The organism is Staphylococcus petrasii (assembly GCF_002902565.1).
GTDB classification, from domain to species: Bacteria; Bacillota; Bacilli; order Staphylococcales; family Staphylococcaceae; genus Staphylococcus; species Staphylococcus petrasii.
Map to the genome: position 1 here is coordinate 42,441 of NZ_PPRC01000009.1, position 13,488 is coordinate 55,928.

Here is a 13,488-nt window from a genome sequence, read left to right on the forward strand (position 1 = left end):
AATAATCGGTACGCTTGAAAACTATATTTCAGTAATAATAGTTGCTAAAACATAAAGCTTTCAATTACATTTAAATAGACAAATATATACGAGGTCCTAATTATGCTTGCGATTATTCTTTCAATCATTGTTTTATTCATTACGTTAGGTGTGTTATTTAATATTAATTATTTACTCAATTTGCCTACGTTTATTTTAACAATTATCCTATGTTTTATTATAAATGTAATCGATCTTATCACAATGACGTTACCGCTTGGTTTACTTATCATTGTAATTATTGACGTTTTTGGCTTGTTCATTAAACATAGTCATCTTTTCACTTTGAAAAAGGGTGCTAGATTTTTACGCAAAATGTTTAAACATCTTATACATGGCGCCTTAATTATTGCGATTTTATTTTATATTAGTACCATCCCTATTCCAATCGTAAATGGTATCTTTTTATGGTTATCTATGATTGCTTTCAGCGCGTGTTATTCCTTCACACTTTACATGGTATGGTCTTCTGCTTTTGGCCGTACGATTACGACAAAGCAATATGATTTAATCATGATTTTAGGAGCAGGCATTTTCTCAGAACAAGTCACTCCTATGTTAGCGGATCGCTTAGAGCGCGCGTTACATGTATTAGAAAGCCAATCAGCAAATTGCAAGGTCTTAGTAAGTGGCGGTAAAGGTCCAGATGAGCCCATAACAGAAGCTTTAGCTATGCAACGTTATTTAGTTGAACATGGTGTTCCTGCTTCTTCTATTTTGGTGGAGGACCAATCTACAAGTACTTATGAAAACTTTGTGTTTTCGAAAGATATCATCGCTGATTACTTTTCACGTTCAGCTAAAATGCTTTGTGTCACAAGCCAATTTCATATTTTAAGAGGCTTACATTTTGCACGTTCTGTGCGATTGAATATGGAAGGCATTGGCAGTCACACGCCTTATCACTTTTTTGATATCGCTTTAGTGCGTGATTTCTTAGCCTTGATGTATCAATATAAACTACTTCTTGCCTTTTATTTTGCAATTATATTCTTTATTTCGATTTTAATCATATTTTAAATTATGAATTCTCACATAGCAAAGCCCATAGATGACGTCAATCCATCTATGGGCGTTCCAATTTTTATGAAGTTATTTTTCCATCTTCAAGATGAATAATGCGATCAGCATAGTCAAATAATCGTTGATCATGCGTAATCATGATGCCAATAATGTTATTACTTTTGACGCGATTTCTAATCATTTCTACCACACTTAAAGCACGCTCGGCATCCAAACTGGCAGTAGGTTCATCAGCCAACAATAGTTTAGGTTGGTTCATGAGCGCACGCATAATTGCTACACGCTGTTTTTCCCCACCCGATAACATATGCGGATAAGCGTCTAATCGATGTTTTAATCCTATTTCATTAAGTAGTTGCTCCGCGCGTTGTTTAGCTATTTTAGTAGATTCACCCGCTTCTTTTGCCACAATCGTCAATTGTTCTTTAACTGTAAGGTATGGCACTAAGTGCGAAGATTGGAAGATGAAACCAATGTCTTTAAGACGTAACATCGTTTTATTTTTATTTTTTGAAAATAAAGGCTCGTGATGATATAGAATTTCGCCTTCTGTAGCAGTCAACAAGCCTCCCAATATATTAAGAAGCGTAGACTTACCTGAACCAGAAGCGCCATTTAAAATGACAAATTCGCCGGGTTGAACAGTAAAGTTAATATCTTTTAAAACAGTAGTTTGTGAACTACCTTTATCAAATGATTTAGATACATGTTCAAGTTGTAATGTCATTATTCTCCACCTCCAATAGCTTCGATAGGATCTATTTTCAAAATTTTAATAAATGAAAGAATTGTTCCTATAAAACCAACGATTAAAAATATCACTATCATCATTACAATGTTTGTCGAATTTAAATAAAATGGCATTGAAACTGGCATAAGAAGCTGCAACACTTCAATTAGAAGAATAGCTAGAAACACACCAATCAACGTGGTCATGACAATTTGCAATACGAGTGATAACAGTAGATGACGTGTTTTGATGCCTATTGCTTTTAAAATGCCTATTTGAGAAATCTTCTGAATAGTCATTACATAAAAGAAAGCACTTAAAACGATAGCTGTAATAATAAATAAACTTGCAATCATAAGATTAAGTGGTAATTGTTCTGCTTTATAACTTGCAATATTGTCAGTTAGTTCAGATTGTGTACTCACTTTTACTCCTTTTAATGAATTAACTTTATCTAATTGTTGTTTATTTAAATTGGTTATTGGATAAAATGTTGAAACTTGTTGATTAATTTGGTTAAACCCTTCTTTGGTCATTAAAATCATCGAACTATGAGCATACATTGTATCCTCGATAATGCCACTCACTTTAAATTGTTGATCATGTCCTTTGAATGATACTTTATCTCCTACTTTAATATGTTCGCCCGTTAATTTTTGATTAATAGCAATTTCATTATTGTTATGTGGATATGAACCCGTTTCAAGTTTTGGACGCAACTTAGATGAAGTCGTATAAGTTAAAACATCTTGGTCTTGATGTTGAAGTTTCAACGTTTGTGGTCCCAATGTGGTTGATTGCTGATGAACCACATCCTCAATTTGAGTTTGCTGCTCCTTTGTTAGATGAGAACTTTCAATTTTAGTCTCTTTCATATCTTCTGTAATAAAATAGCGTGCATTCATATTATCTAAAAATGAGACATTTTCACGGGCCAAGCCTTGCGCTAAACCGCTAATGAATAACACCATAATTCCTAATAAAAATATGATTAACATGATTAAAGCATATCGAAATTTGTAGAATCTCATTTCTTTCCATGCTAAGTTCATATATAATTCCTCCCCACTACGATATGTGCATAGCTTAATTGACGAATATGAACTGAATATGAACGATAAGAGGAATTGTCTTCTTAATAAGTTATTCGTATAATGATTCTAAAATACAAAGGAGAAGAGCAAACATGGTGAAATGTTTAATTGTAGATGATGATTTAAAGCTATTACATTATGTTTCTACACATTTAGAGGCAAATCATATTCATACGATTACACAATCAAGTGGAGAAGCGGCACTTGATTACTTAAATACACATCAAGTAGATATTGCTGTGGTGGACATTATGATGCCAGGGATAGATGGCTTTAAACTTTGTAAAACGCTAAAGGACAATTTTGATCTCCCTGTAATTATGTTGACGGCAAGAGATGCACTAAGTGATAAAGAACATGCCTTCGTAAGCGGAACAGACGATTATGTTACTAAACCTTTTGAGGTAAAAGAGCTATTGTTTCGAATTCAAGCTGTGTTGCGTCGTTATCAAATTAATGCACAAAGTGAAATACAAATTGGAAATATAGTGTTGAATGAATCATATATGGAAGTAGCCGTTCATAATAAAAAGATGAATTTACCTACGAAAGAATTTCAATTGCTTTTCTTATTATGTAGCCAGCCTAAACAGATTTTTACGCGAGATGTATTAATAGAGAAAATTTGGGGCTTTGATTATGAAGGTGATGAGCGCACAGTAGATGTTCATATTAAACGCTTAAGACAACGTTTGGCTAAATTACAGGCCAATATACATATCCAAACGGTCCGAGGCCAAGGTTATAAGGTGAGTTATGATGTTTAAGACGTTATATAGCCGAATCGCTATTTATACTATTACCGTAATCTTGTTTAGCGCTTTAGTCAGTTTCCTTTTCACCAATGTTTATTATCATTTCAATTTAAAACCAAGTAATGACGCTAAGATTATGCGCACGCTAAAAGAAGCACGTTCTTATAATGATCATATTGCTTCTTCTGATTTAGATGCGTATTTTCAACATTTAGGTCAAATGAACTATCAAATTATGACTGTGGACCAACATCATCATAAAGCTTTTTATGGCCAGCCTTTTCGAAAAGATAACCTAAGCAAGGCTTCGATAGATAAAGTGTTGAAAGGCCAAGACTTTCATGGCATTAAAAATAAGCCTTATGAATTATTTGTCACAGGCTTTTTTGATAACGAGACCAATAATACGGTTGGCGTAAGATTTACACACCAACATCAACCTATCGCTGTATTTATGAGACCAGATATAGGTCATACCTTTAGTGAGTTTCGTATCTTTTTAAGTGTACTTTTAGGATTATTGCTTATCATTTCTATCACGCTTGTTATTCTATCAACATATTCAATTATCCGTCCGGTAAAACTTTTAAAAAATGCAACTGAGCGCTTGATAAATGGTGATTTTGATACTCCAATTAAGCAGACACGTCACGATGAAATTGGTACGCTACAATATCGCTTCGATGATATGCGTCAATCTTTGAAACAAGTCGATGATATGCGCCAACATTTCGTGCAAAACGTTTCACATGAAATCAAAACACCTTTAACACATATACAACGTTTGTTAAGTGAGTTGCAACAAGCTAAAAATGAACAAAGTCGAAATATGTATATCAATGATATCCATTCAGAAGTAACACGTTTAAGCGATTTAACTAGAGAGTTACTGTTACTTTCCGAACTAGATAACGCTCAGCATTTAAAATTTAATGATGAGATTCATTTAACTGCTTTAATTACTGATATCATTCGTCATGAACAGTTTGCGCTTGATGATAAGAATTTAATGTTGTTATCGGAAATCGAGGATGTTTATTTCCGAGGAAATAGTCGCCTATTATATCAAGCCTTTTTCAACTTAATTCAAAATGCAGTTAAATATGCGCCAACTGATAGTTCAATTGACGTCATGCTTTCTTGTGAAAATGACACAATAATTTTTTCAGTAACAAATGAAGGAAGCACTATTTCTAAGGAAGCGCAATCTCATGTCTTCGAACGTTTTTATAAACTTAATACGCAACAAAATAGTAATGGTTTAGGATTGGCAATTACGAAAGCAATTATTGAATTACACCATGGAACGATTACAGTTAAAAGTAAGAGTGATGATACAACAACCTTTACTGTTCAATTATTTAAAAACGAACGCTAATAATAAAGCGGATATCTATCTAGTAAGTTTAATCTCACTAATAGATATCCGCTTCTATTTGTTATTTCACATTTAAATATTTTTGTACTTCTTTATGAACTGCTCTATATACGTCTTCATGTTCAGTTAGTTTCAATCCAAATGATGGTACCATTTCCTTAATTTTCGGAATCCAACCTTTGAATTCTGCACCATAGCAACGTTGTAATAAATCTAACATGATGTCTACTGCAGTTGATGCACCTGGTGAAGCACCAAGTAACGCAGCTAATGAGCCATCATCTGATGTGATTACTTCTGTACCGAATTGTAAGTTACCTTTACTATCTTCTGTATCTTTAATCACTTGTACACGTTGGCCAGCTACAATAACTTCCCAATCCTCATCTTTCGCATTTGGTAAGAAGACACGTAAGTCATTCATACGCTCTTTATGCGTTAACATAAGTTGAGACACTAAGTATTTCGTTAAGTTAAATTCTTTCACGCCAGCTGATAACATTGTAATCACGTTATTTGGTTTAACAGAGCGAATTAAGTCTAAATTTGATCCTGTTTTTAAGAATTTAGGTGAAAAGCCTGCAAATGGGCCAAATAATAATGAACGTTCTCCATTTACAAATCGAGTATCTAAGTGAGGTACTGACATTGGCGGTGCGCCTACGTCTGCTTTACCATAAACTTTCGCGTGGTGACGTTCAATGACGTCTTTATTTGTACAACGTAAGAACAATCCACTTACTGGGAAACCACCAATATGTTTAGATTGTTTGATACCTGTTTTTTGTAATAATGGTAAGCTTGCGCCACCTGCACCAATAAAGACAAATTCTGATTCGTACGTATGACGTTGACCAGATTTTAAATCTTTAACTGTGACTTTCCAGTTACCGTTATCTAGCTTTTCAATATTTTCAACTTCTTGTTTATATTGCACTTCTGCATTGCGTTCTTTTAAATTAGAAATTAGCTTTTTAGTTAATGCGCCAAAGTTAACGTCTGTCCCTGATTCATCACGAGATAAAGCAATCGGTACGTTAGATGTTCTACCTTCAATCATTAACGGTACCCATTCTTTCATTTTTTCTCTATCTTCAGTAATATCCATTTTTTCGAATAAAACGTTCTTTTTAAGTGCTTCCACACGTCTTTTCAAAAATTGAACATTAAAAATACCTTTTACGAAGCTCATATGTGGCACAGATTGAATAAAATTACCTGGGTTGTCTAATTGGCCTGTTCTTACTAAATGTGCCCAAAACTGTTTTGATACTTGGAACTGTTCATTAATTTTAATTGCTTTATTAATATCTACAGTGCCATCTTTACCTTCTTTAGTATAGTTTAATTCGCATAATGCTGAATGTCCTGTACCAGCGTTATTCCACACGTTAGAACTTTCTTCTCCTGATTGTTCTAACTTTTCAAAGATTTTAATTTCTTTGTCTGGAGATAACTCTTTTAATAATGTACCTAATGTTGCGCTCATAATTCCGCCACCAATTAAGATGACATCTGTTTTGCTATGTTGTGAACTCATAACAACACAGTCCCCCTTTTATAATCACATCTTTAGTCGATAGGTTTAGACCCTGGCCTAATAAATTAAAACGCTTTCTTTTTCTTATAAAAATTTTTAATATTAATTTTACGTAAAAACGTAAATCGACTTTTTAACAACTACCTTAATTATATACATAATTTCTTGTTGAAAAAAGTGTTTATACTAATTATTACATTATTTAAGTTACTGTATCCTATTTACACTAAATTTACTTTTATTAAGTGATGCGCTATTTAACCTCTATTACTTATAAAGACACACATGCTATAATTTTTTTAAATTAAGAAACTTGAGGTGTAACCATGAAATCATATACTTTTTTAATGCATAATATTTATGCTTTAGGCGGTACTGTTAAAGCCGTGACTGAACTTGCTAACACACTATCAAATAAAGGTCATCATGTAGAAATCATTTCTATCTTTAAAGCTGCAGATAAACCTTACTTTGAATTAGATGACGTAATTCATGTCAACACATTAATCGATTATCGTTTAAAACCTCAAAATATAGGTTCAATCGTAATGAATCGCTTAAATCGCTATACACCTTTTTTCAAGCCAACTCACCTATCAAAATATGAGCCAGGTTTAAATCAATTTTCAAGCTATATAGAACGTAAGATAATTAAAGCGATTAAGAAAGTTAATACCGATGTGTTAGTTGGTACGAGAGCGAGTTTCAATATTTTAATCGCTCAGTATCATCCTGCAAAAGTTACTACTGTTGGTATGGAACATATGAATTTAGAAGCATATCCGAAAGCATATCAACATGAAATTATTAGTGCTTATAACAAATTAGATGTTATCACTACTTTAACGTCAAATGATCAGCAAAAATATCAAGCGCTTATTACTACGCCAGTCTTTACTGTGCCTAATATTATTAATGCACAAGCACTTTCTATTCCTAAAGAAAATATTATTATGAGTGCTGGAAGATTAGAACTTGAAAAAGGCTTTGATATTCTAATAGAAAGTATTCAACGAATTCAAAGTTCTATCCGCAACTCTAACTTTAAAGTTGAATTATATGGAGATGGGAAAGAACGTACAAAGCTTCAACAGTTAATTGATAATTATAAACTTAACGATATTATTACGCTCCACCCTGCTACTCAACAGTTAAATAAGAAGTTAGCACAAAGTAAAATCACTGTTGTACCTTCAAGAAATGAAGGATTTGGCATGGTCATCTTAGAAGCAATGGCACAAGATAATGTAGTAATCAGCTTTAAAGATACTTTAGGCCCAGCTAGTTTAATTAATCATGGCGTTAATGGTTACTTAGCTGATTATGCAGATGTTAATTCTCTAGCGAAATATATAGATATTACCATCAATCATATCGACGATTCTGACAATATGATAAAAGAAGGACACTATACGGTTGAACAATATTCATCAGATGAAGTATACGACAAATTTATATCTGCTATTTCATAAAAAAATTAAATAAAGACATAAAAAAATTGTAATTTGCGCAATATCGCTCAAATTACAATTTTTTATTATGCTTATAAGACTAATGAAAGGATGAAAGTCCAAATACAGATAAAGATTAATAATCCAATACTGTAACGTAAAGTCATTTTAAGTAATTCTGATTCTTTACCTACTTCTTTAACAGCTGCAGTCGCAATCGCAATTGATTGTGGAGAGATTAATTTAGCAGCTACCCCACCAACTGTATTAGAAGCTACAAGTAATGAACCGCTAGTTCCAATTTGTTGTGCTACTGAAGCTTGAATTGGAGCAAATAATGAGTTGTTATTAACAACTGATCCTGTCATAAATACACCAATCCAACCTAAGATAGGTGATAATACTGGGAAGACATTTCCTGCTTTGGCAATACCTTGACCCATTGCAGCACTTAAACCACCGTATGTTGTAATTTTAGAAATAGCTAAGATGAAACAAATTGTAAGAACTGGTAACCATAATTCTTTGAATGTCACTCCGAATAAACGACCTGCATCACCAAAGCTTACTTTTTTAGCCATTAATACTGTAATAATAATAGTTAATAAGATAGCAGTACCAGTTTGACCAATAAAGTTAAATGTTAAGATAATTGGTTTATGCGCAACTTCACTAAATGTACCTGGTAAGTTAAAGTTGAATACTAATGAAGAAAGTGCGCCATTTGGTAAGAATAATTTTTTGAAGAATGGAGCACTCCAAATCATTACAATGACAGTTAAAATTACAAATGGACTCCATGCATACATAATTTCTTTTGCGCTATGATGCTTAACCGGTTCAGGTTCCACATCTTTTTGTACACGATAAATATTTTTTGGTTGGAATTTTCTAGAGAATACAGCTAAAGCTCCCATTGTAGCTAAAGGTGGAATGATATCAGCTAATTCCGGACCGCTGAATACTGTTAATAAACCTTGTAAAACTGTGTAAGTGACTGAAACGACTAAGATAGCTGGTAATGTTTCTTTAATACCTTTAAGACCATCGATAATAAAAATTAATAAGAATGGAATAAAGAAGTTAATGATGGCTAAAGTTAATGTTGATGTTTGAGAAACACCCATCGCATGTACACTACCTGGTAAATGTAAAGTATCAACTACGCCTACTGGGATACCAATAGCACCAAAAGCACCAGAAGCCGCGTTGGCAACTAAGCAAAGCATTGCTGCTTGTAATGGTCTAAATCCTAGTTGTGATAATAATAACGCACAGATTGCAATTGGTACACCAAATCCTGCTGCACCTTCTAAGAATGCGTTGAACGCAAAACCAATAAGTAAAAGTTGAATACGTTGGTCTTGTGAAATGCTAGTAATACTATCTTGAATTGTGTTAAATTGTCCTGATTCTTGAGTAATTTTGTATAATAGTACGGCCATCATAACAATATAGCCAATTGGAATGATACCTTGGTAGAAACCTTCTACAACTGCTCCAGAAGCAATACCCACTGGTAATTTGAAGAATGGCACAGCAATAAGTAATGTCACTACTAAAGTAGTAATAGCAGCATAAATACCTTTCATTTTGAAGACTGTTAAACATAGTAAGAATAGAATAATAGGAATTGCTGCAATTAAGCTAGATAACACTAAGTTATCGAAGGGATTAAATGTTTGAACTAACATAATTTTGACTCTTCTTTCCTTAATTTTTTTAATGAATCATCTAGAGCGTTCAGCTGAAAGAGGTCCGGACGTCTACTGTGACCATTTTAACCTCATACAGTTCACTACATAATTAATATTTTGTCGACAAGTTAATCATGCTAGATTTCACAATTTTTATATTGTGAACTTTTTCACAAGTTGAATATAACACCTTTTTATTTAATTGACAATACTATATAGCGTTTTTAACTAAAAATTTGTGATTTTTTTAACAAATATAATAAAATTTAAACTTTTCATAGATTAAAGTATTAAATGAATAACAACCAATCTCTTTTGTATGTCTTTGTAACTATGATTTTTTTAAATGCACGTGGTAAAATATATATATGAAATTTACGAGCAAAAGGATAATGTATGATGATTAAACAAATAAATATTTCTAATATGGCACATCTTGAGCTACAACTTAATAAAGCGAAATCGGCAGGTTTTTCACATTTTATTCCATATTCTAATGAGATTAAAATCAATCAAGATATGCTTGAAGCCGTGGCTTTATCGGATAACTCCGTTGCAGTAGATTATACAATTGACGGTATGTATTTAAACGATTGTCGATATTTTGGTGACGATAAACTTACGTTTATTTCTTGGATGAAAAATATTAATCATTATCCCAACTTTATTTATAATATCGATGCAACGCTTTTACATTTAGCTAAATACGACATTCACTCTATTATGGACTTAGCGGTTATTACTGCTTTGAAAAATGAAATAGATATAGACGGCCATGTCGTTTTTGATTTCAACAATGAAATGCCAACAAGTAAAGCATTTTGGAAATCATTAGATACACGTGAAGTTAAATTGATTAATCATTTTGACTTAAATAAATTAGCTTATATACATGGTCATTCAGTTCCATTTAATAAATTTAGATTTCCTGGTAAAGAAGATGAAATGCGTTTTGCTGAAAGTTGGTTAGTTACTACTAAATTTAAATTGCCTAAATGGATGTATAAAAAAATGCACCAACGTGCCGTTAAAAATCATCGTAATTTGAGTTATGTTTATGACAAGGATAAATCTCAAGTAAAAAATCATATTGTTTTCTTAGGCTTTGATTATGGTTACAGAGGAAATTCAAAATATTTATTTAATTACTTCGTTAAACGTAACCCTACTACTGAAGCGTACTTTATAACAAACGATCGTCGTGGTCCGTACTTTTTACCGCCTGAAGCGGAAGGAAATAAAGAATTAATTGAAAGTGCTAAAATCGTGGTCGTTGAGAGTTATATGCCTGACGAATATAAACCAAATGGTACAGTTATCCAATTATGGCATGGAACACCTATTAAAAAACTATTTTTAGATAGCCATGAGCCGGATCAAAATAAAAACATTTATAATTACAAAGCACGTAAATATAATAAATGGTTACAACAAGATTACTTTTTATTAGATTCTGCTAACTCACAAGGCTTGTTTGAAACAGCTTTTCCAAATCAAAATATACAGTTTATTCCATATGGCTATCCAAGAATAAGTCACTTACTACATAATCTTAATGATCAAAGTCATCACAAAAAGATTAAAGATGAACTTGGCATAGAACGTACAAAACCAGTATTGTTATATGCGCCTACATGGCATGCCTCTAACAGAGAAGATTCTACTTTAACAATTACACCTGAGCTATTAGAACAATATGATGTGGTTTATAAAGGTCATGTTGAAAGTAAAGCTCAAGTGCCAGAGGAAGTTATTGAGGCGCCTAGTCATATTGAAACTCAAGATTTATTATTAATTGCTGATGTAGTCTTAACAGATTATTCTTCAATTATTTTTGATGCTTTAACGATTGGGAAAAAGGTTTGTCTGTACACACCTAATCATGAAGCTTATGAAGATGAACGTGGCGTTTATGAAGATGTGATGCAAAGTTTATCTAAAGTGTGGTATACAGATGAAGATTTATTACTTAACAATCTAATAAACTATACTTTATCTGATATCCCTCACCACCCGTTAGTGAATGAGAATAATCAATCTCTAAAAAAATTAACACAACTTATGCGTGACATTTTAAATGACAATCATTAATGAAAAACCGTTAAGATTCTAAATTACGAATCTTAACGGTTTTATAATTATATGTTCATTTATACTAACAACAATTTTACACATTTCGTTCCATAATAAGGTCGGTATCTACAATATCGCCATTCACAAAATCATGTGATCCAGTAACTTCGAAGCCATGTCGTTTATAAAATGCCAACGCCTTATCATTGTACTCCCATACACCTAGCCATATTTTAGATTTATGATGTTCACGCGCTTTCTCAAGTGCTAATTTAATAAAAGCATTGCCTCTTCCCCCGCCTTGATGCCCTTTATAAAAGTAGATACGTTGGATTTCTAAATACTCATCACCTTTAGGTTCAGTTTGAGCCTCATTGATATTTAACTTTAAATATCCAGCTATTTCGTTATCTATTTTATAAAAATAATGAAATGACTCAGGATTATCTAATTCAGTTAGTAATAATTCTTCATTGTAAGCTTCTTTAAAGAATTTTTGAAAATTTTCTTCTGAATACTCTTCTTTAAACGTTTCATAAAATGTTGTTTCTGCTATACGTCGTAAATCACTTACCTCATCTTTTTGTATCTCTTCAATATGTTCAGCCATGGTATTACTCCCTCACCCCATCCACAGTAGTTTTTCAAACAATTAATTATAATTAATTTGTGAACGTCTTAAATTACTATTGATAATATTTATCAATGAGTATAAAGTATAGTTGTTATAAGTATAAATTAGAGTGAGGTTTTTTCAAATGTTTCAAGATTTATTTGTAGTAGGTATCACTGGACCAACAAGTCTAGTCGTCATAAGTATTATCGCTTTGATTATTTTTGGACCTAAAAAATTACCACAATTTGGTAGAGCAATTGGTAGCACATTAAAAGAATTTAAATCTGCTGCTGAAAATTTAGATTCAGATGACGTACACGATACTCCCAGTAAAGAGTCAAAACAACAACGAGAACAATCAAAATAATTCGACATTACTAGAACACTTTGATGAATTAAGAATACGAATCGTCAGAGTGTTTATTGCTTTTATTATTTCAACTATCATTGTTTATATTTCATCACATTGGTGGATGAAACCATTTATCCATTATGTTAAACGTGCGCATGTAACTCTTCATGCATTTTCATTCACTGAAATGATTCAAATATATATTATGATTATTTTCTTTGTGGCGCTATGTTTGATTATGCCATTTATCTTTTATCATTTATGGGCATTTATCGCACCTGGCTTGCATCCACACGAACGCCGATTTATTTATAAATACAGTATTTGGTGTGCTGTATTATTTATTATTGGAGTTGCATTCGCATTTTTCATTGGGTTCCCACTAGTTATTAACTTTTCACTAACCCTTTCAACCGTCCTAAGTATTCAACCTGTGATAGGATTTCAAGCATATTTACATGAATTAATAAGATGGTTATTAATCTTTGGCGTTCTATTCCAATTACCTACCCTATTTTTAGGCTTGGCCAAATTAGATTTAATAGATGTTAATGAACTCAAAACATATCGTAAATATGTTTACTTCGGATGTTTTGTCGCAGCAAGTATTGTTGCCCCACCTGATTTAACATTAAATTTATTGTTAACATTGCCATTAATTATTCTATTTGAATTTAGTATGGTCATTGCCAAAGTTACACAACGAAATTGATATTTAAATAAACATAACTATACAAAAA

The 13,488-nt window shown here is 32.3% G+C and carries 12 protein-coding genes; 7 read left to right on the forward strand and 5 right to left on the reverse strand.

Annotated elements, in window-relative coordinates:
- Positions 1 to 102: 102 nt before the first annotated feature.
- Entirely contained in the window at positions 103 to 1,059 is a 957-nt protein-coding gene (locus CD127_RS02105; protein WP_103365571.1) for a YdcF family protein, read from the forward strand.
- A gap of 64 nt (positions 1,060 to 1,123) precedes the next feature.
- Here CD127_RS02105 and CD127_RS02110 read toward each other — a convergent pair whose 3' ends face one another.
- Together CD127_RS02110 and CD127_RS02115 are read right to left on the reverse strand one after the other, a co-directional pair.
- Positions 1,124 to 1,789, reverse strand: coding sequence for an ABC transporter ATP-binding protein (locus CD127_RS02110; protein WP_103365572.1), 666 nt, complete (start codon positions 1,787 to 1,789; stop codon positions 1,124 to 1,126).
- Positions 1,789 to 2,844 carry an ABC transporter permease gene (locus CD127_RS02115; protein WP_103365573.1) on the reverse strand — a complete coding sequence of 352 codons (1,056 nt, stop codon included), beginning with the start codon at positions 2,842 to 2,844 and terminating at the stop codon, positions 1,789 to 1,791. The genes CD127_RS02110 and CD127_RS02115 overlap by 1 nt, the downstream gene beginning before the upstream one ends.
- A 134-nt stretch (positions 2,845 to 2,978) precedes the next feature.
- Between CD127_RS02115 and CD127_RS02120 the strand changes: the two genes are divergently transcribed.
- Together CD127_RS02120 and CD127_RS02125 are read left to right on the forward strand one after the other, a co-directional pair.
- Positions 2,979 to 3,653, forward strand: a complete 675-nt coding sequence (locus CD127_RS02120; protein ID WP_103365574.1) for a response regulator transcription factor — start codon at positions 2,979 to 2,981, stop codon at positions 3,651 to 3,653.
- The gene (locus CD127_RS02125) at positions 3,646 to 5,019 is read left to right on the forward strand and encodes a sensor histidine kinase (protein ID WP_103365575.1); all 1,374 of its coding nucleotides are present in this window, start codon (positions 3,646 to 3,648) and stop codon (positions 5,017 to 5,019) included. Before CD127_RS02120 ends, CD127_RS02125 begins: the two co-directional genes overlap by 8 nt.
- Positions 5,020 to 5,080: 61 nt before the next feature.
- Here CD127_RS02125 and mqo read toward each other — a convergent pair whose 3' ends face one another.
- Positions 5,081 to 6,559 carry a malate dehydrogenase (quinone) gene (mqo, locus tag CD127_RS02130; protein ID WP_103365576.1) on the reverse strand — a complete coding sequence of 493 codons (1,479 nt, stop codon included), beginning with the start codon at positions 6,557 to 6,559 and terminating at the stop codon, positions 5,081 to 5,083.
- A gap of 326 nt (positions 6,560 to 6,885) precedes the next feature.
- On the opposite strand from mqo, the gene CD127_RS02135 reads away from it, so the two are divergent.
- Positions 6,886 to 8,031, forward strand: coding sequence for a glycosyltransferase family 4 protein (locus CD127_RS02135; RefSeq protein WP_103365577.1), 1,146 nt, complete (start codon positions 6,886 to 6,888; stop codon positions 8,029 to 8,031).
- A gap of 71 nt (positions 8,032 to 8,102) precedes the next feature.
- Here the strand turns inward: CD127_RS02135 and CD127_RS02140 are convergent, their stop codons facing one another.
- Positions 8,103 to 9,704 (reverse strand): L-lactate permease, encoded by a 1,602-nt coding sequence (locus CD127_RS02140; RefSeq protein ID WP_103297055.1) that lies wholly within the window; start codon positions 9,702 to 9,704, stop codon positions 8,103 to 8,105.
- Positions 9,705 to 10,106: 402 nt separating this feature from the next.
- Between CD127_RS02140 and CD127_RS02145 the strand changes: the two genes are divergently transcribed.
- The gene (locus CD127_RS02145) at positions 10,107 to 11,798 is read left to right on the forward strand and encodes a CDP-glycerol glycerophosphotransferase family protein (RefSeq protein ID WP_103365578.1); all 1,692 of its coding nucleotides are present in this window, start codon (positions 10,107 to 10,109) and stop codon (positions 11,796 to 11,798) included.
- 76 nt (positions 11,799 to 11,874) lie between these two features.
- Here CD127_RS02145 and CD127_RS02150 read toward each other — a convergent pair whose 3' ends face one another.
- Positions 11,875 to 12,390: a GNAT family N-acetyltransferase gene (locus tag CD127_RS02150; RefSeq protein WP_103365579.1), complete on the reverse strand. Its 516-nt coding sequence runs from the start codon at positions 12,388 to 12,390 to the stop codon at positions 11,875 to 11,877.
- Between the two features lie 148 nt (positions 12,391 to 12,538).
- Between CD127_RS02150 and CD127_RS02155 the strand changes: the two genes are divergently transcribed.
- Both CD127_RS02155 and tatC read left to right on the forward strand, forming a co-directional pair.
- On the forward strand, positions 12,539 to 12,763 hold the full coding sequence (locus tag CD127_RS02155; RefSeq protein ID WP_103297060.1) for a twin-arginine translocase TatA/TatE family subunit: 225 nt from the start codon (positions 12,539 to 12,541) through the stop codon (positions 12,761 to 12,763).
- Positions 12,705 to 13,460, forward strand: a complete 756-nt coding sequence (gene tatC / locus CD127_RS02160; RefSeq protein ID WP_103365580.1) for a twin-arginine translocase subunit TatC — start codon at positions 12,705 to 12,707, stop codon at positions 13,458 to 13,460. Before CD127_RS02155 ends, tatC begins: the two co-directional genes overlap by 59 nt.
- Positions 13,461 to 13,488 lie beyond the last annotated feature (28 nt).